Consider the following 23099-nt stretch of genomic DNA (forward strand, 5'->3'; position numbering starts at 1 on the left):
ATATAAAATGAATTTTTTCAAAAAAATATTTGGTTCTAGCGACGCCGCTTCTGATGAAGTAAATGAAAGTGAATATGGAGCAAGTCCAATTCAGAATAGTCATTTATCAATCGATGAACAATTCATTTTCAATTTCAAGAAAAATGGCGGTAAATTTTTGTATTGTGAAAATAAACAGGAAGTTGCGGAACAATTTGAAAACATTTTAGAAGAAAACGATTGGTTTGAGAGCGAAGTTTTATGTTACGAACCTGGTCTTTTTCATTTATTAGAAGAGAATAAATTACTTTACAAAGCTCCGGTAAAACCAAAATTTCTTTTGGCAAGCTGTGAAAACCTAATTGCGGATGAGGGTTCTATTTTGTTTTCATCTAAACAGATTAGACAAGACAAACCAAACGAACTACCGGCAAATATTGTCATTATAGCCACAACAAGCCAAATTCTTTCGATTAAAAGTGATGGATTGAGTGCTATCAAACGTAAATACGAAAGAGACTACCCTACCAATATTACTACAATAAAATATTTCGAAAAAGCGAAAGAAGAAGATTTTACGCAATACGGAAGTGTCGCTAAAAACCTTTATTTATTGCTTTTAGAAGATCTTTAAGATGAACGAAACACTCAAGAGAACCATTTCTGGTGCTGTTTATATTGCTTTATTATTAACTTCCATTCTGTTTTCTACTGAAAGCTTTATCATTCTTTTTGGTCTTTTTTTAATAATTACGATTTACGAATTTTGCAATTTAGTCAACCTCAATAAAATCTTTTCAATTCTTTTTGGGATTTTGTTATACTCGACAATTTTATTAATTAGTCACTACAACAAACAGACTACTGCATTTTTGAACGACAACTTAAATTCAAGCTTAAATTTAAATGTCAATGTTCAGCAATTAGATCTAATTTTGCTTGCTGTCACTATTGTTGTATCAATTAAATGTATTTTATTTTTATTTTATGACAATATTCAAAAAGTCAGCACTTCATCAAAATACTTATATTTATTAGGATACATTACACTTCCATTTATATTTATTGTTAAAATTTCTTTTGGTACCAATGATTACAATCCAAAAATTATTCTTGGCTTATTTATTTTGATCTGGACCAACGATACTTTTGCCTATCTGGTTGGAAAATCTATGGGAAAACATAAATTATTCGAACGTGTTTCACCTAAAAAAACTATTGAAGGATTCGTTGGTGGGATGCTATTCGCTGCTTTTGCAGGTTTTCTAATTTCTAAATTATACATTCAGCCTAATCCTGAGTTCAGCAATAAATCTATTCTTATCTGGACGATTATTGCCTTGATTGTTAGTGTTTTTGGAACAATTGGAGATTTGATTGAATCAAAATTTAAAAGAATTGCCGGCGTAAAAGACAGCGGCGCCATAATGCCTGGCCACGGAGGTATTCTAGATCGATTAGATAGTGTTATATTTGTAGCACCAATTATATTTTTATTTTATCAAATTTTATATTATGTTTCATAAAGAAGGAGGCCCATCCATTTTATTAGGTACTGTATTTACTGTAGCTGTACTTTTAATTGCTGAGAAATTCATTGATATTAATTGGCTGAGAATACTTGTGCAAATAGCAGGTGTATTGGTTTTGATTATCATTTTACAATTTTTTAGAAACCCAAAAAGAATTGCGGTAAGAAACAGCGATCACATACTTGCTCCTGTTGACGGAAAAGTTGTGGTTATTGAAGAAGTTTATGAAGGTGAATTTTTTAAAGACAAACGTTTACAGGTTTCTATTTTTATGTCACCAATTAACGTTCACGTAACGCGCTACGCAATGGACGGGATTATAAAATTCAGTAAATACCATCCAGGAAAATTCTTGGTAGCATGGCATCCAAAAGCAAGCGAAGAAAACGAAAGAACTACGGTTGTAATTGAAAATGATACTTTTGGACAAATACTATACAGACAAATTGCCGGTGCTTTAGCGCGTAGAATTGTAAATTATGCACAAGAAGGAATGCAGGTAATTCAGGGAACTGATGCTGGTTTTATAAAATTTGGTTCAAGAGTAGATTTATTTTTACCTTTAGGTACTCCAATTAATGTAGTATTAAACCAAAAAGCAATTGGTGGAAAAACCATTATCGCTACAAAAGCATAAATGACCGAAAAAGATTTAGATACTCGTTTTTCAGAGGCCGTAGAAACCGCTTTAAAAATGACTCAGGCCTCATTGCCGCAAGATGTGCAGCTAAGACTTTATGCCTATTACAAGCAGGCTACATTTGGGACAGCAGTTTATAATCAATCTGAAAATTTTGATTTACGCGATGCATTTAAAACAAATGCATGGATGCAGATTAGTCATCTATCAGTCGACGAAGCAAAAGAAAATTATATCGAAATCATTAATTCCCTAACATCAAAATAATATCTATTATGAAGAAAAACATCATACGTTTGACTATTTGTGCTTCATTTTTTATTTTATTTTCTTGTAATGACAGCAATAAACTGACTGAAGTTGTCGAAGTTCCTTTGCCAACAAAGGAAGAAAAAATAACAATCGGATCACCTGACGATGTAAAAGCTGACCCAGGTTCATTTGAGCTGACAAAACTGCCTTTTGCTTATGACGGATTAGCGCCTGATATTAAATCTCTTACTTTAGAAACACATTATTCGAAACATTATGTTACCTACACGAATAATTTCAACAAGGAAATTGTTTCGACTGAATATGAAAACATGCCGATTGAGGATATCCTGAAAAAAATGGACCTTATGAACGCTAAACTTCGCCAAAATGCCGGTGGATATTATAATCATACCATGTATTTTAATCTTTTGACACCAAAAGAGCAAACCCCAAAAGATACTTTAGCAGGTTCCATAAATAAAGAATTTGGTTCTTTTAACAATCTAACGAACCAATTCAAAGCTATGGCTACAAAACAATTTGGATCGGGATGGGTTTGGTTAGTCGTTGACAGATATGGAAAACTTCAAGTAACACTTACAGGTGATCAGGATAATCCATTAATGAAAAATGCATTGATTCCGGGAACTCCAATAATGGGAATTGATTTATGGGAACATGCTTATTACCTTGATTATCAAAACAGAAAAGGAACTTATATAGATGCTTTTTACAAACACATTAATTGGGAAAAAGTAAACGAAAACTACATACAGGCTTTGAAGAAAGTCAAAAAAGTATAAAACAAAAAAAGCTGATACGATGTATCAGCTTTTTTTATAGTGCTTGTTTCACATTGAGCGAGGTCGAAATACCTGGTTCTCTCCCGAAGTCTCGTGGCGACCATGCTGACGAGATCCTATTTCAATTCGTAAATAAATGATTCTGAAGGTAATATTTTAATTCTTGTTATTCCTTCTCCGTCCTTTACTTTGAATGTAACTGAATTGCTTTTATATAACTGATCAGTTAATTGATATTCTCCATCTTTTAAATTCCATTTTGAAATAATATCAGCAGGAATTTTTAAATCAAATTCACTTGTTTTTTCAGAAGAGAAATTGACAACGATAATTAGTTTTTGATTTTCAGACCAACGGGCATACGAATAAATTAATTCATCATAGCCAATATTATTCTGACGATTGACCGATTGAATTTCCTGAAAACTTCCCATCAGGGCTGAACTATTAATCGAAAAATTCAATAATCGCTTGTAAAAGTCTCGCAAGCTTTTTTCTGATTCTGATAATTTTCCTCCATCAAATTTACCTTCATTCATCCATCGCTGATGATTTGGAACTCCAATATAATCAAAAATAGAAGTTCTGGAACGCGTTCCGAAACCTGCGTTCTCATTTCCGGCCTCTCCTACTTCCTGTCCAAAATAAACCATTGTTGGTGATGTGCTAATTGTCGTCGAAACCACCATTAAAGGTTTCCCCCTTTCTGGAGTTCCCGCAAATTCAGGACTTGCTAAACGCTGCTCATCATGATTGTCTAAAAAATGAAGCATATGATGTTCAATATCGCCCATTCCTTTTTGAATGTCTGACAATCCATCCGGAGAAGATTTTCCGCGAATAACATCTTTCAATTTATCATATGTCTCAACTTTATCATACAAATAATCCATTTTTCCTAAACGGATATAATTACGATATTCATTCGGGTTATAAACTTCAGCCAATAAAAAAGCGTTTGGGTTTTTCATTTTGATTGCCGAATTCATATAGCTCCAAAATTCGTAAGGAACCATTTCTGCCATATCGTATCTAAAGCCGTCAACACCTTTAGCAGTCCAGTATAAAGCGATAGATTTGAATTTTTTCCAGGAATCCGGAACATCTTTATCCTGCCAAAAAGCAAAATGTTCCTGATATGATTTTTGATCGAATCCGGCCGGAAGTTCAGGAAAATCCTTAGAACCATCAGGACGAATTCCGTAATTTACTTTAACCGTTTCATACCAGTCATTTTGGTCCGGTTTAACTTTTCGCGATCCATTGCCTGTCCATTTTGCCGGATTTTCATCAAAAAAACCATCAACCATTGGATTTTTTTCGCCATTTAATGGAATATCTCCATCTGGAATTTCAAAATGTGCTTTAGGAATATAATAAAAATTGTTATTTCTCTTATACTCAACGCTTACGTCATCATCTGCTCCAAAATCTCTTACACCTTCAGGGTTATTTTTCCCTTCATATTTTCTGGCGATATGATTTGGCACAATATCAATAATAAGTTTCAGACCTGCTTTGTGCGTACGAGCGATCAAAGTTTCAAATTCCTGTAAACGATTCGCCGGATTAACCGCCAAATCTGGATTTACATTATAATAATCTTTTACCGCATAGGGCGATCCCGCCCTTCCTTTTACTACTTCGGGATCATCATTTGAAATTCCGTAAGCTGTGTAATCACGAACCAACGCATGATGAGGAACTCCGGTGTACCAAATATAAGTTACCCCTAAATCCTTAATTTCATGAAGGGCTTTATCAGTAAAATCGTCGAATTTTCCAACGCCGTTTTCCTCAATGGTTCCCCAAGGTTTATTGGTTGTATTTTTATTTCCAAATAGGCGTGTAAAAACCTGATACACTACAATTTTTTTATCACCTGAAGTGTTTTCGTTTGCTGTATTCATTCTTAAATCTTTTGTTTTACATGCTGAAAACAGCATCGTTGCAGCTATTCCCACAACGAAAATTTTTTTATGCATCATAATTCTAATAAACTGACTTCTTTCTAACCTTTAGAATTAAATCCAAAAATTGAAACCATTTTTTAAATTTAGTCTAATTTTTAAAATTCAAAAAGAAACTCACTCGATTTTGTTTCAAAATCAATTAAAAAATCAAACTACAACGAATGAGTAATTTGTTTTGTTGATAACTTCAATAAGGTTCAAGGTTACAAAGAAGTATGAAAAATTCGAAGAATTTAAAAAACCTTTGAACCTTTGCCACTCTGAACCTTTGAACCTAATAAAATGAATTTATAAATTAATCCTAATATCCATAAAGGTTGTAACCTTTTTCATAAATTTGACAAAAATTTAATCAATTGAAGAAATCACTCTTTTTCATATCTTACTGTTTGCTGCTTTTAAGTGTTCAAAGCGTTTTTGCACAAGAGCCTAAAAAAATTATTGTAGAAAATGCCGATTTTTCTGATGTCGATCAAGTACTAATGCCAGATGCCCTTTTACTGACAGGAAATGTTAAAGTAAATCATGATGGTGTTGTACTAACTTGCAACAAAGCATATTTCTTTCAAAAGGAAAATTATCTTAAAGCATTTGGTAATGTGCAGCTGGTTCAAGGTGATACCTTATTCTTAAACAGTAAATATGCGGAATATAACGGGAATGTAAAAAAAGCCTTTGCGACCGGAAATGCAGTTATGACTTCCCCTGATGCAACCTTACAAACCGACACAATCAATTTTGACCGTAATGTTCAGGAGGTGTTTTACAATACAAAGGGTACGATCATAAATAAAGACAATACACTAGTAAGCAAATCAGGACGCTATTATGTAGCCCAAAAAAAGTTCCTGTTTTTGACCGAAGTAACACTAACGAATCCTAAATATGTTGTAAAATCAAATCATTTAGATTATTACAGCAATTCCGGACACACCTATTTATTGGGTCCATCAACGATTACAAGTAAAGCCAACTATATTTATACAGAAAAAGGTTTTTATGACACTAAGAAAAACCTCGCGCATTTTCTCAGAAAATCCTATATCAAATACGACGATCGACTCATTGAAGGAGACAGTTTATATTATAATCGGAATATAGAATTTGCATCGGCAACGCGAAATGTAAAAATCACCGATTCTATTAATCGTGGAATTGTAAAAGGACATTATGCTGAAGTTTACAAATTAAAAGATTCGATGTTTGTTACCAAAAGAGCTGTTGCTATTAACTTTGTAGAGAATGATTCCGTTTATATTCACGGAAAAAAATTAATGGTAACTGGAAAAGAAGGTGAGAGAATTTTGAGAGCATATAATAATGTTCGTTTTTATAAAACCGACATGAGCGGAAAATGCGATTCAATTCATTCAAACTCTAAAACAGCCTTGACAAAATTGATAGGAAATCCGATTCTTTGGAGTGACGAAAATCAAATTACGGGCGATGTTATGCATCTTATCGGCGATAATACGACAAAAAAAATAGACTCACTAAAAGTTCTCAATAATACATTTATAATCTCGCGAGATACACTCGGAGCAGGATATAATCAGGTAAAAGGGCTTAATTTATATGGAAAATTCAAGGAAGGAAAATTGCATGATGTTGACATTATAAAAAATACAGAAGTTATTTATTTTCCGCGAAATAGCGAAAATGAGCTTGTTGGAATTAATAAAAGTGTTAGTAGTAAGATCAGTCTTATTCTAGAGAATAATAACATAGAAGAAATTACATTCTTCAATAATGTAGATGGCGACCTATATCCCGAAGAGGATTTACCTGAAAATGCCCGTAAATTACGAGGTTTTATCTGGCGTGGTGACGAAAGAATAAAATCGAAAGATGATATTTTTACCACAGAAGACAATGAAATGAACGATAAATTAATTCAGGAAGGAAAAGACGATGAAGCTAAAAACAAAGACGTTCCTATGAAAGTCCGGAAGGAAACTTTGAATTACGACAAAAAGAAACCAGCAGTAACAACAAGTGCTACTAAAACAAAAACTAAAAAGTAGTTTTTTAGTCTCAGTCGCAGTTTTCAGTCCGTATGAAGACTACGACTGAGACTGAAAACTGCGACTGGGACTGAGACTAAACTCAGAACCCTAGAAACTTAGTTCTTTAGAACCTCAAAAAAATGAATCCAGATTTTATAAAATACCAGGCGCAGACATCTCCATACCCACTCGGAATGGAAGTTTCGCATGCCGTTGGCTCCTATATTTACGACACAAACAATAAAAAATATTTAGATTTTGTTGCAGGCGTATCCGCTTGTACACTCGGGCATCAGCATCCGAGAGTCAATCAGGCTATAAAAGATCAATTAGACAAATATTCACATGTAATGGTTTATGGCGAATATTCGCAAAGTCCTGCTGTTCAATATTGCAAATTACTTGCTTCACTTCTGCCGGAATCTTTAAATAAAACCTATTTAGTTAATTCAGGTACCGAAGCTATCGAAGGCGCTCTTAAATTAGCAAAAAGAACAACTGGAAGAAGTCAGCTTATTTCTTGTCATAACGCTTATCATGGCAATACTATGGGCTCAATGAGTGTTATGGGATTTGAAGAACGCAAGCAAGCTTTTCGCCCTTTGCTTCCAGATGTTGATTTTATCACTTTTAATAATGAAGAAGATTTACAAAAAATAACCAATAAAACTGCTGCAATTCTTTTAGAAACAATTCAGGGCGGTGCAGGATTTATTCAGCCTCAGGACAATTTTCTTCAAAAAGTGCGCAAACGTTGCGACGAAGTTGGGACCATGATGATTGTTGATGAAATTCAGCCAGGATTTGGAAGAACGGGTAAGCTTTTCGGTTTTCAAAACTACGATGTCGTTCCAGATATTGTCGTAATGGGAAAAGGAATGGGAGGTGGAATGCCTGTAGGTGCTTTTACTGCATCTGCCGAAAAAATGGATCTGCTGACTGAAAATCCAAAACTAGGACATATTACCACTTTTGGAGGTCATCCTGTCATTGCGTCAGCCTGTTTAGCTACTTTGCAGGAATTAACTGAGACTAACTTAATGCAGGAAGCCTTAGAGAAAGAAAAACTCTTCAGATCGCTTTTGGTACACCCTTTGATAAAGGAAGTTAGAGGAAAAGGATTAATGCTTGCCGCAATGACCGAAACTGCCGAAATAACCAATCAGGTTATTTTAAATTGTCAGGATAAAGGATTGATTTTGTTCTGGTTACTGTTTGAAGGATGCGCTATACGAATCACACCTCCATTAACTATTTCTGAAGAAGAAATAAAAGAAGGCTGTGCCATAATTTTAAACGTTATGGATGAAATCATGAAAAAAGAACAACAAGCATAATAGGAGCTATTTACTGCTCCCGAAGTTTCGGGACGCTTTATATTTTATTCTTTAAAGAAAAAATAAAAGGATATCGCTGCAAACGAAGTTCACTGAACTCCGCATATAAAAGCAAAGTGAAGTAATCAGTACAAGGGTCTCCATTAAAAATAAAATTAGAATAATAACAAAATAATCTTTTAAATATCAGAAGATTATGATTAAAAACAGAACTTGAATTCTGTCCATATTGTTAATTAAATTGTTCAAAACAATTAATTTCCTTTCCCCACAACAATAATATGGTTGCCTAAATTTATAACAGGCTAATTTCAAAAAAACACAGTATGCAATTAAGCAACGAAGAAGAAGATTATAACCTATCCCTATCCAAATTTGAGTCCATGTTAAAAACTAACAAAGTACTCTTTTTTGATTCTGAAGAATTCGAAGAAATTATTCTTCATTATTTAGACATAGGCAAGGCTAATTTAGCAAAAAAGGCCTTAAAACTTGCATTAGACCAACATCCAAAATCTACAGGCTTAAAATTAGTACAAGTAGAAATGCTGGTTTACGACGACAAACTCGAAATCGCTGAAAAGCTTTTGAATGAGTTGTATGCAATTGAACCTAACAACGAGGAAATCTACATCCAAAAAGCCAATATCTGTTCCAAAAGAGATCAACACGAAAAAGCAGTACAATTGCTTAAAATTGCTTTGCAATATACTGACGATTATGCTGACGTGTACAACTTGATTGGTATGGAATATCTTTTCATGGATAACCTTGAGATGGCAAAAGACAGTTTTATTAAATGTCTTGAAGAAGATCTAGAAGATCAATCTGCGTTATACAACGTGGTGTACTGTTTTGAATTTTTAGATCAAAATCAGGAAGCTATCGTCTATCTAAACGATTATATCAACAAAAACCCATATAGCGAGATTGCATGGCATCAGCTTGGACGCTTACATTATGGCGTAAAAGAATACGAAAATGCTATTCGTGCTTTTGACTATGCAACCCTAATCGACGATGAGTTTTTAGGCGCTTTCATGGAAAAAGCAAAAGCGTACGAACGCCTTAAAAAATACAGTGAAGCAATCGAAAGCTACAATCGTACGATTGAACTTGACGATGCTACATCGTACGCTTTATTGCGTATCGGAAAATGTTATGAAAAACTAGGAAATGCTGTAAAAGCACTTCAATATTACAACCAAACCGTACACGAAGATCCTCTTTTAGATAAAGGATGGATTGCTATTACCGACTTTTATGTTCGTCAGAAAAACTTTCAAAAAGCATTATTTTTTGTCAACAAAGCATTAGCAATTGACAATCAAAATCGCTTGTATTGGAAACGTTACGCGACGATCAATAAACAAATGAACTTTTTTGAGGAAGCAGAATTTGGGTACAGAAAAGCGGTTGAATTTGGTGATTATGCCTTAGACACCTGGTTGTTTTGGGTTGATATTTTGCAATTTCTAGGCGAATTCGAAAGTGCAATTCAAACCTTGTTACAAGCTACTGAATACTTTCCTGAAGAAAATGAAATCGAATATCGTCTGGCGGGATTATATTTTATGATTCAGGATAATACGAAAGCAAAATTCCACTTAAGCAATGCATTACGTTTAAACTTTGACAATTATATTTTAATTGAAGATTTATTTCCGGTTGTTTGGGCAAAAAAAATGGTTAAAAATTATATTGAAAAACATAGAAAATAATAATGATTGATATTTTAAGAAGACGTTTTGGTTTATTAGGTCGTAATATTAGTTACTCATTTTCCAAAGGATATTTTACCGAAAAATTTAGCGACGAAGTTTTTGCCGGCAATAGCTACGAAAATTTTGATATTTCTGAAATCAATCATTTTAAAGGACTGATTAAAAACAATCCGGATCTAAAAGGATTAAATGTTACTATTCCGTATAAGGAACAAGTGATTCCTTTTTTAGATAAACTTTCAAAAAAAGCAGCCTTGATAGGTGCTGTAAATACCATTAAATTTACCAAAAACGGAAAGCTAAAAGGATACAATACTGATTATTATGGCTTTAAAAAATCATTAAAGCCATTATTGGAACCTCACCACAAAAAAGCACTTATTTTAGGAACTGGCGGCGCATCAAAAGGTGTAGCATTTGCACTTGATGAACTTAACATTCCCTATACTTTCGTTTCTAGAGAAGCAAAAGAAAACATTATTGATTATAACTTAATCAATGCCACCACTTTTGATAATTTTCAAATCATAATCAATTGTACCCCAGTTGGCACAAGTCCTAATATTGAAGCCTGTCCTGATTTGCCTTACGAATTTTTTACTGATAAGCACATTGCATACGATTTAATCTACAATCCGGCGGAAACTCAGTTTATGAAGAATGCTAAAAAAAACGGAGCAATTACCAAAAATGGTTATGACATGCTTATTTTTCAGGCAGAAAAAGCCTGGAAAATCTGGAATAAATAAAAAAAAACGAGAGCCAATAAAATGTTAAAGTAATTTTCGTAACTTAGACTACTCATTAATAGATAGTTATGAAAAAGACATATTTACTCTATATTTTTGTTCTTCTAGGAATTTTATCTTCGAATGCACAAGGTACAGAAGTGGAAGAAAAAATTCCATTTACAGAACCTCGATTTCGATATTATCTGCAAACTTTACTTTTTTTCAACGAATATCTGGATACAGATAATGGTTCCTTTAATACCACGCAGGTACGTGGTTTAGTACCTATAGGCAGCAAAGCATGGAATTTAAGATTTGATCTTCCTATAATATCCGCCAATACTAATGACACAAACAAAACAGGACTTGGAGATGTTGGTATGGGTATTAGTTATATACCTTTTATGAAAAACAGTCAGGGTATTGCAGTCAGAACAAGAGTTTATGCTAATTCTGCATCAGATCCGGCTTTTGGATCCGGAAAATGGGTCGTGATGCCTGCCTTTTTTTATGGTAGATATTTTAATGACAAAAAATATCTATGGATTTCTTCCTTTGAATACCAACAAAGTTTTGCCGGTTCAAGTCAACGTAACGATATTAGCATTGCCGTTCTTGAAAGTGTATTTTTTCATTTTTTTGGTAAAAACTGGGTTGCAGGTGATGTTGCATTGCGATATAATAATACGCTAAATGGGTATCAAAATAATGCATACATAGAGTATGGCAGAAGAATAACACCTACTAATCTGGTCTATATTCATCCAAGTGTTGCGTTTGGTGGAGATAAAACATATAATTTTGGTATAGAAGGCGGTGTTCTGATTTTATTTTAGTTTTATTCTTAAACAATACTATACAATGCTATTAAAAACCAGGCTCCTTTCAATATAACCTAAAATTATTCAACATTTTACTAATTTGATTATTCATATTCAATTTACATTTACTTTAAATAAAGATTTAAAACTTTATATGATATGTACAATATGATTATATAAAATAAGAATTTTATCGTGAATTCTGTTATAAATAAGGGAATTATTTTGTATTTAGAAACACCTTTACTATCTTTCGCAATGTTTAAAATAAAAACCTTATACATTTAAGATGTTAGAAGAAAAGAATGATAACCTGCAAGATGCAGACGGAAAATCAGGAATCGAAATTAGCGATTCTACACAAAATGATGCAATTGAAACATCGGTTACTGAAACAGTGCCGGAAAATGAAATTTCACTTACTGAAAATGAAATAGAAAGTACGGGAGAAGTGGCAGAAACCAATCATCAAACTGCACTTGACGCTATAACAAATTCAAATGCTGAAGAAAGTGAAGATGAAACACTAAAAGAGCGTCATGACATTCCTATGCAGGATTATGATACTTTTTCGTTAGATGCGCTTGTTGATGAATTAAAAAAACTAGTCAATACAGATAAAGTAATGTCTGTAAAAGATCATATAGAAGAAATTAAAAAATCATTTTTACTACAATTCAATCATCTTATAGAGGAGAAAAAAGAGGAATTTAACGCTTCAAAACAAGATCCTAATGAAGAATTTGAATATCATTCTCCACTAAAATCTAAATTTGATGAATATTATAATATTTTCAGAGAAAAAAGGAATGCACATTTTAAACATTTGCAAACCAATTTAAAATCAAATTTAGAGAATCGACTTGCTATTGTTGAAGAACTAAAAGAACTTATAAACCCGCAGGAAAACATCAAAGACACACTTAAACATTTTAATGATTTAAGAGAAAGATGGAAAAATGCCGGAGCAATCCCAAAAGACAAATACAATCACGTTTGGAATAATTACCATTTTCATGTAGAAAATTTCTATGATTATCTGCATTTAGACCGTGAAGCCAGAGATCTTGATTTTAAATATAATTTAGATCAAAAACAAAAAATAATTGCACGTGTTGAAGAATTGGTAAACGAAACTGACATAAGCAAAGCATTCCGCGAACTACAGGATTTACACAGAATCTGGAAAGAAGACATCGGGCCCGTTTCTAAGGAACATCGAGATGCAATCTGGAATAAATTCAGTGAACTGACTAAAAAAATCCACGACAAAAGAGAACTTTTGTTTGAAAGCCAAAGGGCAAGCGAGCAAAAAAACCTTGAAGTTAAAAAAGGAATCATTGCTACACTTGAAGTTTTAGCTACTGAAAAAGTGGGCTCGCACTCGCAATGGCTTGTGCAAATACAAAAAGTAGAAGCATTGAGAAATGAGTTTTTTGCTGCCGGAAAAGTTCCATCTGAAGTTAACGAAGATACCTGGGCTGCTTTTAAAACTGCCGTTAGAAACTTTAATTCTTTTAAAAATTCATTTTACAAAGACATTAAAAAAGATCAAAACGACAATTTAAACAAAAAAATGGCTCTTGTTGCCAAAGCAAAAGAACTACAGGAAAGTACTGATTTTGGCGCTACTACTCCAATAATGAAGCAAATTCAGGAAGAGTGGAAACAAATTGGTCATGTTCCTAAAAAATATTCAGATAAAATCTGGAAAGAATTTAAAGATGCGTGTAACCATTATTTCAATAAATTAAAAGAGCACAAATCCGAGGAAAACGGTGACGAAGTAGCTGCTTTTGATAATAAAAAAGCGTATTTGGATATCTTAAGAGCTTATCAGTTAACAGGCGATCACAAAACAGATCTAGACGCTATTAAATTGCATATTGAAAACTGGAAAGGATTTGGAAAAGTACCATTTTCAAGACGTCATATTGAAGGGAAATTCAATAAAATTTTAGATGCTCTTTTTGAAAAACTAAGTTTAAGCAAGAAAGAAACTGAAATGATGCGTTTTTCTAACAGAATCGATTCTTTATCAGAAAGTAACGATACTCGTAAGCTAGATAATGAAAAGATTTTCTTAATGCGTAAGATTGAAGAAGTTCAAAATGAAATCTTTCAATTAGAAAATAACATTCAGTTTTTTACAAATACTAAAAACGCTAAGAAAGAAAATTCAATTGTTCTGGAAGTTCGTAAAAACATTGCAATTCACAAAGAAAGTCTTGACGTATGGAAAGACAAATTGAAGCAATTACGTAATTTAAATCAGGAATAAGATTTAATTTTAAGCTAAAAAAACCAGAAAGGTGTAATGAAAATATATTCATTACACCTTTTTTTTATGTATTTACTTTCAAGTAACAAATTGATAAACTATTACTTAAAAATATTAGTTATATTTGATAATCAATACTTTATCAAAATATATTAATTTCTAAAATAGAATAAAATGAAATTTACTAGAAAAGCAAATGCCAACTGGCAAGGAACCGGCATGGAAGGCAAAGGAACTATTAGTACGCAAAGTACCACTTTAGATAATGCACAATTATCATTTAAAACCAGATTTGCAGATGGAGTTGGAACTAATCCGGAGGAGTTAGTCGCAGCAGCGCATTCGGGTTGTTTTACAATGCAGTTAAGCTTTTTACTAAATGAAGGAGGCTTTACAGCAGATGATCTATCCACAGAAGCTACAGTCACTTTTGAAGACGGAACAATAACTCTAATTCATCTGGATTTAAAAGGAAAAGTACCATCTATTTCAGCTGAAGAATTTGAAAAAACAGCTGCAAAAGCAAAAGAAATTTGCCCTATTTCTAAACTTTTAAACACTACAATTACATTAACCGCAACTCTGGTTAGTTAAAAGTATGTACTGTTTTTTAGACATAAAAAAACCATCAGCCGAGACTGATGGTTTTTTTAATATTCTTAGTTAAGAAATTATTCTTAATTCATTGTTGCTTTCAATGCTTTTGCTTCAGCAGTCATTTCTAAAGCTTTGTAAACCCCTAATAATGTTTTAGAAACATCATCATTTTTAGGATCTAGTTCGTGTGCTTTTTTAAGATAAGGAATAACACCTTTAAAAACATTTTCTCTTTGTTTTTTCAATACCTCATAACGCTTTGTATCTTTATCAGAAGTACCTAATTTATTCATTTCATCAATAATTGGTTTCTCTGCTTCCAATTTTAACGCTGAAAGATTAAGATATGCGTTTGTGTAATTTGGATTAATTTCGATAGCTTTTAAATAATATTTTTCAGCATCTTCATTATTCTTCGCACTTGCACTAATTACTCCTAAGTTAAAAATCAAGTCAGCATTGTTTGGGTCTTTTTGCAAAGCCTCTCCAACTAATTTTTTATAAGTCACAAAGTCTTTACTATCAAGATATAAATTTGCCTCTGTAAGAATCAAAGAAGTATCATCCGGATTTGTTTTTCTAGCATCAGCAATAGCTTGTTTTGCATCTTCGGTGCGACCTTTCTGAACTAAAATTAAAGCTAAATTTTTGTAAATCTCTCCTCTTTTAGAAGGTATTGCTTCCGTTTTAGGTTTTTCGTGAGTTCCAATTTTTACGGCTAAATCTCTTTCTTTAGCAGTATTAAAACCATCTTCATTACCTGAAGCTTTATTTACTGCTGTATAACTTGTTCCTTTACCTGAATAGTTTATTTTTTTCAATTCGTCATACATTGGTAAGGCTGTATCATAATCCTGAGCATTTACTGCTGTAGAAGCTGCATAATACAAATTGATGGTGTCTTTTTTATCCAACAAATAAGCCTCATACAATTTTTTCGCTCCTTCTGAGTGTTTGTTTGCCTGACTATCAGCAATAGCTGAATTGATCAATTTACCTTTAATATCAGTTATTGAAGCAGCAGCCTGAGTAGAATACTTTACTTTTCCAGATGCTTTTTCAACATCAATTAACTTTTTATAACTCTCAGCTGCAAGTAACAAGTTTTTACTTTCATCAACTTTCTTATTTGCTAAATCTAAATAAGCATTTCCTTGTACAGAATAGTATTGTGCCTGTTCAACATCTTTGGCATTTACTACCAAGTTTTCAGCGTCTTTTAATATCGTAATTGCTCCCTGAGCATCTCCGCTTTTTAATGCTTTTTCAGCATTTTTAATTTGATCTTTTTGAGCAAAAGTAGCTACTGAGATCAATAATGCTGATGCAAGTATTACATATTTACTTTTCATAATATTCAATTTGTGTATTTAATTTTAATTTTCTTTAATTTCTATTTATTCCTCTGACTCTTCTTCTTCAGAATCATCCTCTTCTTCAATTTCTTCTTGAGAATCATCTTCCTCGTCGTCTTCAGCCGTTCCGTCATCTTCAAGAACCTCTAAATCAGGCTTAACTCTTTCAATAACTGGACCAACTACATTTCCTTCTTCGTCAACAACAACTTCTTCAACATCATCTTTCATCACTTTTGTTACAGCAGCGATAGAATCTTTACCTTTTAAGTTAATTAATCGAACACCTTGCGTTGCACGACCCATAACGCGTAAATCTTCAATAGCCATTCTAATTGTTAATCCAGATTTATTGATAATCATTAAATCATCAGCGTCAGTTACTGCGTTAATAGAAATAAGTTTACCTGTTTTCTCCGTGATATTAAGTGTTTTAACACCTTTACCTCCACGGTTTGTGATTCTGTAAACATCTTCACCATCTTCGTCAACTAATTTGGTACGTTTTCCGTAACCATTTTCAGTTACAACTAAGATTTGCGAATCATTAATATCGTTTTTATCTACAGTAACCATACCAATTACTTCATCAGTATCGTCTTTTAAGGTAATTCCACGAACTCCTGAAGCCGTTCTTCCCATAGGACGCGTTTTGGTTTCCTCAAAACGAACCAATTTACCAGACTTAACTGCTAAGATAATTTGGCTTTCTCCATTTGTTAATTGAGCTCCCATTAATTCGTCACCTTCCTTAATAGTAATAGCAGCAACACCATTTACCCTAGGTTTAGAATATTTCTCCAAAGAAGTTTTCTTAACCTGACCTTGTCTGGTAACCATTACAAGATTATGACTGTTGATGTAATCTTTATCTTTTAGATCTTGTGTACAGATGAAAGCTTTAACTTTATCATCACTTTCAATGTTTACTAAATTCTGGATTGCTCTACCTTTTGCAGTTTTGCTTCCTTCCGGAATTTCGTAAACACGCATCCAGAAACATTTTCCTTTTTGCGTAAAGAACATCATATATTGGTGGTTGGTTGCAACGAACATATGCTCAAGGAAATCCTGATCTCTAGTTCCTGCGCTTTTTTGCCCAACTCCTCCTCTGTTCTGAGTTTTGTATTCTGTTAAGTTGGTACGTTTTATATAACCTGCATGCGAAATTGTAATAACAACATTCTCATCAGCAATTAAATCTTCAATACTTACATCTCCACCAGAATATTCAATTTGAGAACGACGCTCATCTCCGTATTTCTCACGAATTTCTTCAAGTTCTTCTTTTATTAAAGCAGTTCTTAAATTAACATCAGCTAATAACGCTTTTAAGTGCTCGATTAACTTCATTAATTCTTCGAATTCAGCTCTTAACTTGTCTTGTTCCAGACCTGTTAACTGACGTAAACGCATCTCAACAATAGCACGAGCCTGAATATCTGACAAACTGAATCTTTCGATTAATTTCTCACGAGCTTCTTCTGTGTTTTTAGACCCTCTGATGATAGCAATTACTTCATCAATATTATCAGAAGCAATAATTAAACCTTCTAAGATATGCGCTCTTTCTTCCGCTTTGCGTAATTCAAATTGCGTTCTGCGAACCACTACATCATGGCGGTGCTCAATAAAATAGTGAATCATATCTTTCAGATTCAACATTTGTGGGCGGCCTTTTACCAGTGCAATATTATTTACACTGAAAGAAGATTGTAATGATGTAAATTTATATAAGGTATTCAAAACTACGTTTGGCGTAGCATCACGTTTCAGGATGTAAACGATACGCATCCCATTTCTATCAGATTCGTCACGAATATTCGCAATACCTTCAATTTTTTTGTCGTTAACTAAATCAGCCGTACGTTTGATCATCTCGGCTTTGTTAACCTGATATGGAATTTCGGTAACAATAATACATTCTCTTCCGTCAACTTCTTCAAAACCAACTTTAGCACGCATTACAATACGACCTCTACCAGTTTTAAAAGCTTCACGAACTCCTTCATAACCATATATTACACCTCCGGTTGGAAAATCCGGAGCTTTAATATGTGTTATTAATTCGTCTATTTCAATATCGTTATTATCAAGGTAAGCTAACGTACCATTGATTACTTCAGTTAAATTGTGTGGTGGCATATTAGTTGCCATACCAACTGCAATACCTGTTGCTCCATTTACTAATAAAGTAGGAACTCTTGTTGGCATCACTTTTGGCTCATATAATGTATCGTCAAAGTTCAATTGAAAGTCAACCGTTTCCTTTTCGATATCTGCCATGATATCTTCTGAGATTTTGCGCATTCTGGCCTCAGTATAACGCATTGCTGCCGGGCTGTCACCATCAACAGAACCAAAGTTACCCTGGCCATCCACTAATAAATATCGCATACTCCATTCCTGAGCCATACGAACCATGGCATCATAAACAGAGGTATCTCCGTGTGGGTGATACTTACCCAGAACCTCTCCTACGATTCTCGCAGATTTTTTGTGGGCAGATCTTGATGTTACTCCTAAGTCATACATTCCGTAAAGAACTCTTCGATGCACTGGTTTCAAGCCATCTCTAACATCCGGAAGTGCTCTTGATACGATTACTGACATCGAATAATCGATGTAAGCTGATTTCATTTCATCTTCTATGTTAATAGGAATTAACTTTTCTCCTTCAGACATAAGTTGTTATATTAAATAATTATATTAGTTTCAAAGCGTGCCAAGATACGTTTTTTTCGAATTTTTTCAGCTATTTCCTTACACTTATTTCAATGATTTATTAACAACTTTTTTTACTCTTTTAGTTAATAAATTAAGCGTTTTTTAACTCTTTTATTGTTATTTTTTTTGTCAATTAGCTGTCAGGAGTTCTACAAGGGTACGGTTTTTGTTTTTCCAACTGTAATTCACTAAATTTACAATACCAATTATATATTATGGATGATAATTTTTCACCAAGAGTAAAAGATGTTATTACATACAGTAAGGAAGAAGCCCTTCGTTTAGGTCACGACTTTATTGGTACTGAACATCTAATGCTAGGCATTTTAAGAGATGGTAACGGAAAAGCTATTCATATACTTAATAACCTAGCAGTCGACCTAGATCATTTACGCAGGAAGGTAGAAATACTGAGTCCAGCCAATCAGAGCGTTGAAGTAAATGCTGAAAAGAAAAATCTTCATCTTACACGACAGGCAGAAAGAGCCCTGAAGACAACTTTTCTTGAAGCTAAAGTATTTCAAAGTTCATCGATAAGCACGGCACACCTGCTTTTATGTATCTTACGAAACGAAAACGATCCAACAACCAAGCTATTGAATAAACTAAAAATAGATTATGACATAGCTAAAGAACAATATTTAAATATGACTCCAAACGAAGAAGAATTCTTAGAAAACTTGCCAAGAAACGAATCGTATAATGACGATTCAGGACAAGATGACAGTCTTAAAGAAAGTAGTTTTAACAATCCAGCCAATAAGTCAAACAAAAAATCTAAAACTCCGGTTTTAGATAATTTTGGGAGAGATTTAACAGAAATGGCCGAGGAAGGAAAACTAGATCCGGTTGTAGGACGCGAAAAAGAAATTGAACGTGTTTCGCAAATCCTTAGCCGTAGAAAAAAGAACAACCCGCTACTTATTGGAGAGCCTGGAGTTGGTAAATCTGCTATTGCAGAGGGACTTGCTTTGCGTATCATTCAAAAGAAAGTATCTCGTATTCTTTTCAACAAACGTGTCGTTACACTTGATCTTGCCAGTTTAGTAGCAGGGACAAAATACCGCGGTCAGTTTGAAGAAAGAATGAAAGCCGTAATGAACGAACTTGAAAAAAATGACGATATCATTCTTTTTATTGATGAAATTCACACGATTGTAGGTGCTGGTGGAGCAACTGGTTCACTAGATGCTTCAAACATGTTCAAACCTGCTTTAGCGAGAGGCGAAATTCAATGTATTGGTGCTACAACTCTAGATGAGTACAGACAATATATTGAAAAAGACGGTGCTTTAGAAAGACGTTTCCAGAAAGTTATTGTAGAACCAACTTCTGTTGAAGAAACGATTGCTATTTTGAACAATGTAAAAGACAAATACGAAGATCATCACAACGTAACTTATACTAAGGAAGCTATTGAAGCCTGCGTTAAATTAACAAACAGATACATGTCTGAGCGTTTTTTACCGGACAAAGCTATTGATGCTCTTGACGAAGCAGGATCTCGTGTTCATATCACCAATATTGATGTTCCAAAACAAATTTTAGATTTAGAGCGTCAGTTAGAAGAAGTTCGTGAGCTGAAAAATATGGTTGTTAAAAAACAAAAATATGAAGAAGCTGCCAAACTTCGCGATGATGAAAAACGTATCGAAAAAGATTTAGCTGTCGCACAAGAGCAATGGGAAGAAGATTCTAAAAACAACAGAATTGAAGTTACAGAAGATAATGTAGCCGATGTTGTTTCGATGATGACCGGAATTCCAGTGAACAGAATTGCACAGACAGAAAGCAACAAATTGGCAAAATTACCTGAATTGATTCAGAATAAAGTAATTGGTCAAAATGAAGCAGTTCTAAAAATTGCACGTTCTATTCAACGTAACAGAGCCGGACTTAAAGATCCGAACAAACCAATTGGTTCCTTCATTTTCTTAGGTCAGACTGGTGTTGGTAAAACGCAATTAGCGAAAGTTTTAGCAAAAGAGCTATTCGATTCTGAAGATGCGTTAATTCGTATTGACATGAGCGAATACATGGAGAAATTTGCAATCTCCCGTTTAGTTGGAGCGCCTCCGGGATACGTAGGATACGAAGAAGGTGGTCAATTGACTGAAAAAGTTCGTAGAAAACCATATTGTGTTGTTCTTTTAGATGAGATCGAAAAAGCGCATCCAGATGTATTCAACATGATGCTTCAGGTTTTAGATGATGGTTATTTGACAGATAGTTTAGGTCGCAAAATTGACTTTAAAAATACTATTATCATTATGACTTCTAATGTTGGAGCACGTCAGTTAAAAGATTTTGGACAAGGTGTAGGATTCGGAACTGCTGCGAAAGTGGCTCAGGCTGATGAAAACTCAAAAAGCATTATCGAAAATGCATTGAAAAAAACCTTCGCTCCTGAGTTCTTAAACAGAATTGATGACGTAATTGTGTTCAACGCTTTAGAAAAAGCTGATATTGATTTGATTATCGAAATCGAACTTAAAAAATTATATTCTCGTATTGCAGAATTAGGATACACTTTAAGTTTAACCGACAAAGCAAAAGCATTTATTGCAGAAAAAGGCTTTGACAGACAATTTGGTGCAAGACCACTTAAAAGAGCGATTCAGAAATATGTTGAAGATTTGTTAGCGGAAGAAATTATAACTTCTAAAATCCATTCTGGTGATGAAATTATGATGGATTTAAAAGATGATTCTCAAGAACTTTCGGTAGAAATTCATAAAGCCGAAGAGCCGACAAATCAATAAATTAGTTTAAATTTATAACAAATATAATCTACCCGTTACGTTTTCATAACATAACGGGTATTTTTTTTAGATAATTTGCTATCTTTAGTAAAAGCAAATAGCTACTTTTGAAATAATAAATTCTATAATAAAAACAACGTATGCTTCAAAACAAAGTCATTTTAGGCAGTGAAGAATGGTGCTCATTTCCAGAACTAGGAATCCCGACAATCAAGGCTCGTGTTGATTCTGGTGCCAAAACTTCTGCAATGCACGCCATAAACATAGCCCCTTTTATAAAAAATGATGCCAATTGGGTGAAATTTGATATTAATCCAATTCAGAATAATATAAAAACCATCATTCATTGCGAAGCTCCGTTGGTTGACAAAAGAATTGTAAAAAGCTCTAGTGGTTTTAGAGAACATCGTTACGTCATTCAAACCAACCTAAAAATTGGCGATGTAAAATGGCCAATCGAAATGACTTTGACCAATCGTGACTCAATGGGTTTTCGCATGCTTTTAGGGCGCGAAGCCATGAGCGGACGTGTATTGGTTGATCCTGAAGAAAAATACATGTTGGGACAACCAACAATGGAAGCCCTAAAAGAATTATACCAAAATTCAGAAAAAGCGACTTCTGGCTTACGAATCGGACTTTTAGCAAGTAATCCTGAGTTATACAGTAATAAAAGAATCATGGAAGCCGGAGAAATGCGCGGCCACGAAATGCATTTTTTAAACATCAAAGAATGTTACATGAAATTGGATGCAAAAACTCCGGAGATTCATTATCGTGGCGGAAAAATATTAAATCAGTTTGATGCAATTATCCCAAGAATTAGACCGAGTATTACTTTTTACGGTTGTGCCTTAACGCGCCAATTTGAAGCTTTAAAAGTTTTTGTTTTAAATTCGGCTACAGCCATAACACAATCACGTGATAAATTATATTCACTTCAATTACTTTTAAATAGCGGAATTGACATTCCGACAACAGGATTTGCCAATTCACCTTTGGATACAGACAATTTGATTAAAATGGTTGGAGGCTCCCCTTTAATCGTAAAATTATTAGAAGGAACACAAGGAAAAGGCGTTGTTTTGGCAGAAACAAAAAAAGCAGCAGAAAGTGTTATCAATGCTTTTAAAAGCTTAAATGCTAATATTTTAGTTCAGGAATTTATCAAAGAAGCCAACGGAAAAGACATTCGTTGTTTTGTAATTGACGGAAAAGTAGTAGCTGCGATTCAGCGTGAGGCAATGCCGGGTGAATTTAGGGCAAATATTCATCTTGGCGGAACAGCGTCAGTGATTAAAGTAACCGCCGAAGAAAAAAAGATCGCCATTAAGGCCGCAAAAGCGATGGACTTAAAAGTTGCCGGTGTAGATATTATTCGTTCTTCAAAAGGGCCGTTATTGCTTGAGGTAAACTCTTCTCCGGGACTTGAAGGAATTGAGGGAGCAACAAATAAAGATGTTGCCGGAGAAATGATCAAAGCAATCGAGAAAAATTTCAAATTGTAATTAAGTTTATCTAAACCTAATATCCTATAAATAATTTATCAGCTTTGTCAAAGTTTAAAACTTTGACA

General features: G+C 33.7%; 17 protein-coding genes. 14 read left to right on the forward strand and 3 right to left on the reverse strand.

Annotated elements, in window-relative coordinates; translation table 11 throughout:
- The first annotated feature begins 7 nt into the window (after nt 1-7).
- The 5 genes from J2X17_RS06675 to J2X17_RS06695 are packed head-to-tail and all read left to right on the forward strand — an operon-like array spanning nt 8 to nt 3209.
- Nucleotides 8-613 carry a lactate utilization protein B/C gene (locus tag J2X17_RS06675; RefSeq protein WP_310295875.1) on the forward strand — a complete coding sequence of 202 codons (606 nt, stop codon included), beginning with the start codon at nt 8-10 and terminating at the stop codon, nt 611-613.
- A 1-nt stretch (nt 614) separates the two neighbouring features.
- Nucleotides 615-1505, forward strand: a complete 891-nt coding sequence (locus J2X17_RS06680; protein WP_310295877.1) for a phosphatidate cytidylyltransferase — start codon at nt 615-617, stop codon at nt 1503-1505.
- Entirely contained in the window at nt 1495-2148 is a 654-nt protein-coding gene (locus J2X17_RS06685) for a phosphatidylserine decarboxylase family protein (RefSeq protein WP_310295879.1), read from the forward strand. The genes J2X17_RS06680 and J2X17_RS06685 overlap by 11 nt, the downstream gene beginning before the upstream one ends.
- Nucleotides 2149-2418, forward strand: coding sequence for an acyl-CoA-binding protein (locus J2X17_RS06690; RefSeq protein ID WP_310295881.1), 270 nt, complete (start codon nt 2149-2151; stop codon nt 2416-2418).
- 8 nt (nt 2419-2426) lie between these two features.
- The gene (locus J2X17_RS06695; RefSeq protein WP_310295883.1) at nt 2427-3209 is read left to right on the forward strand and encodes a superoxide dismutase; all 783 of its coding nucleotides are present in this window, start codon (nt 2427-2429) and stop codon (nt 3207-3209) included.
- 116 nt (nt 3210-3325) lie between these two features.
- On the opposite strand, the gene J2X17_RS06700 is transcribed toward J2X17_RS06695, so the two are convergent.
- A complete protein-coding gene (locus J2X17_RS06700; protein WP_310295885.1) occupies nt 3326-5197 on the reverse strand; it encodes an alpha-amylase family glycosyl hydrolase in 1872 nt (623 codons plus the stop codon).
- Nucleotides 5198-5538: 341 nt separating this feature from the next.
- Here J2X17_RS06700 and J2X17_RS06705 point away from each other — a divergent pair, with 341 nt between their 5' ends.
- The 7 genes from J2X17_RS06705 (at nt 5539) to J2X17_RS06735 (ending at nt 14676) form a co-directional block, all read left to right on the forward strand.
- Entirely contained in the window at nt 5539-7206 is a 1668-nt protein-coding gene (locus J2X17_RS06705) for an OstA-like protein (protein ID WP_310295887.1), read from the forward strand.
- Between the two features lie 122 nt (nt 7207-7328).
- Complete coding sequence (locus J2X17_RS06710; RefSeq protein WP_310295889.1) at nt 7329-8525, forward strand: aspartate aminotransferase family protein; 1197 nt, start codon at nt 7329-7331, stop codon at nt 8523-8525.
- A gap of 326 nt (nt 8526-8851) precedes the next feature.
- Nucleotides 8852-10246: a tetratricopeptide repeat protein gene (locus J2X17_RS06715; protein WP_310295890.1), complete on the forward strand. Its 1395-nt coding sequence runs from the start codon at nt 8852-8854 to the stop codon at nt 10244-10246.
- A gap of 2 nt (nt 10247-10248) precedes the next feature.
- Nucleotides 10249-10998, forward strand: coding sequence for a shikimate dehydrogenase family protein (locus tag J2X17_RS06720; RefSeq protein ID WP_310295892.1), 750 nt, complete (start codon nt 10249-10251; stop codon nt 10996-10998).
- Nucleotides 10999-11066: 68 nt separating this feature from the next.
- Complete coding sequence (locus J2X17_RS06725; RefSeq protein ID WP_310295894.1) at nt 11067-11816, forward strand: lipid A phosphoethanolamine transferase; 750 nt, start codon at nt 11067-11069, stop codon at nt 11814-11816.
- Nucleotides 11817-12090: 274 nt separating this feature from the next.
- Nucleotides 12091-14082: a DUF349 domain-containing protein gene (locus tag J2X17_RS06730; protein WP_310295896.1), complete on the forward strand. Its 1992-nt coding sequence runs from the start codon at nt 12091-12093 to the stop codon at nt 14080-14082.
- A 174-nt stretch (nt 14083-14256) separates the two neighbouring features.
- Nucleotides 14257-14676 (forward strand): OsmC family protein, encoded by a 420-nt coding sequence (locus tag J2X17_RS06735; protein WP_310295898.1) that lies wholly within the window; start codon nt 14257-14259, stop codon nt 14674-14676.
- A gap of 83 nt (nt 14677-14759) precedes the next feature.
- Here the strand turns inward: J2X17_RS06735 and J2X17_RS06740 are convergent, their stop codons facing one another.
- The gene (locus J2X17_RS06740; RefSeq protein WP_310295899.1) at nt 14760-16031 is read right to left on the reverse strand and encodes a tetratricopeptide repeat protein; all 1272 of its coding nucleotides are present in this window, start codon (nt 16029-16031) and stop codon (nt 14760-14762) included.
- Between the two features lie 45 nt (nt 16032-16076).
- A complete protein-coding gene (gyrA, locus tag J2X17_RS06745; protein ID WP_310295901.1) occupies nt 16077-18719 on the reverse strand; it encodes a DNA gyrase subunit A in 2643 nt (880 codons plus the stop codon).
- 257 nt (nt 18720-18976) lie between these two features.
- On the opposite strand from gyrA, the gene J2X17_RS06750 reads away from it, so the two are divergent.
- Both J2X17_RS06750 and rimK read left to right on the forward strand, forming a co-directional pair.
- Nucleotides 18977-21523, forward strand: a complete 2547-nt coding sequence (locus J2X17_RS06750) for an ATP-dependent Clp protease ATP-binding subunit (protein WP_310295903.1) — start codon at nt 18977-18979, stop codon at nt 21521-21523.
- Nucleotides 21524-21663: 140 nt separating this feature from the next.
- Nucleotides 21664-23031: a 30S ribosomal protein S6--L-glutamate ligase gene (gene rimK, locus J2X17_RS06755; RefSeq protein WP_310295905.1), complete on the forward strand. Its 1368-nt coding sequence runs from the start codon at nt 21664-21666 to the stop codon at nt 23029-23031.
- The last annotated feature ends 68 nt before the right edge of the window (nt 23032-23099 follow it).

It is taken from the genome of Flavobacterium aquidurense (genome assembly GCF_031458035.1).
Classification (GTDB): Bacteria; Bacteroidota; Bacteroidia; order Flavobacteriales; family Flavobacteriaceae; genus Flavobacterium; species Flavobacterium aquidurense_C.

Bases quoted from the DNA above. Each gene is read 5' to 3' on its own strand.
- J2X17_RS06675 (WP_310295875.1), top strand. From the start codon at position 8: ATGAATTTTTTCAAAAAAATATTTGGTTCTAGCGACGCCGCTTCTGAT.
- J2X17_RS06680 (WP_310295877.1), top strand. From the start codon at position 615: ATGAACGAAACACTCAAGAGAACCATTTCTGGTGCTGTTTATATTGCT.
- J2X17_RS06685 (WP_310295879.1), top strand. From the start codon at position 1,495: ATGTTTCATAAAGAAGGAGGCCCATCCATTTTATTAGGTACTGTATTT.
- J2X17_RS06690 (WP_310295881.1), top strand. From the start codon at position 2,149: ATGACCGAAAAAGATTTAGATACTCGTTTTTCAGAGGCCGTAGAAACC.
- J2X17_RS06695 (WP_310295883.1), top strand. From the start codon at position 2,427: ATGAAGAAAAACATCATACGTTTGACTATTTGTGCTTCATTTTTTATT.
- J2X17_RS06700 (WP_310295885.1), bottom strand. From the start codon at position 5,197: ATGATGCATAAAAAAATTTTCGTTGTGGGAATAGCTGCAACGATGCTG.
- J2X17_RS06710 (WP_310295889.1), top strand. From the start codon at position 7,329: ATGAATCCAGATTTTATAAAATACCAGGCGCAGACATCTCCATACCCA.
- J2X17_RS06715 (WP_310295890.1), top strand. From the start codon at position 8,852: ATGCAATTAAGCAACGAAGAAGAAGATTATAACCTATCCCTATCCAAA.
- J2X17_RS06720 (WP_310295892.1), top strand. From the start codon at position 10,249: ATGATTGATATTTTAAGAAGACGTTTTGGTTTATTAGGTCGTAATATT.
- J2X17_RS06725 (WP_310295894.1), top strand. From the start codon at position 11,067: ATGAAAAAGACATATTTACTCTATATTTTTGTTCTTCTAGGAATTTTA.
- J2X17_RS06730 (WP_310295896.1), top strand. From the start codon at position 12,091: ATGTTAGAAGAAAAGAATGATAACCTGCAAGATGCAGACGGAAAATCA.
- J2X17_RS06735 (WP_310295898.1), top strand. From the start codon at position 14,257: ATGAAATTTACTAGAAAAGCAAATGCCAACTGGCAAGGAACCGGCATG.
- J2X17_RS06740 (WP_310295899.1), bottom strand. From the start codon at position 16,031: ATGAAAAGTAAATATGTAATACTTGCATCAGCATTATTGATCTCAGTA.
- gyrA (WP_310295901.1), bottom strand. From the start codon at position 18,719: ATGTCTGAAGGAGAAAAGTTAATTCCTATTAACATAGAAGATGAAATG.
- J2X17_RS06750 (WP_310295903.1), top strand. From the start codon at position 18,977: ATGGATGATAATTTTTCACCAAGAGTAAAAGATGTTATTACATACAGT.
- rimK (WP_310295905.1), top strand. From the start codon at position 21,664: ATGCTTCAAAACAAAGTCATTTTAGGCAGTGAAGAATGGTGCTCATTT.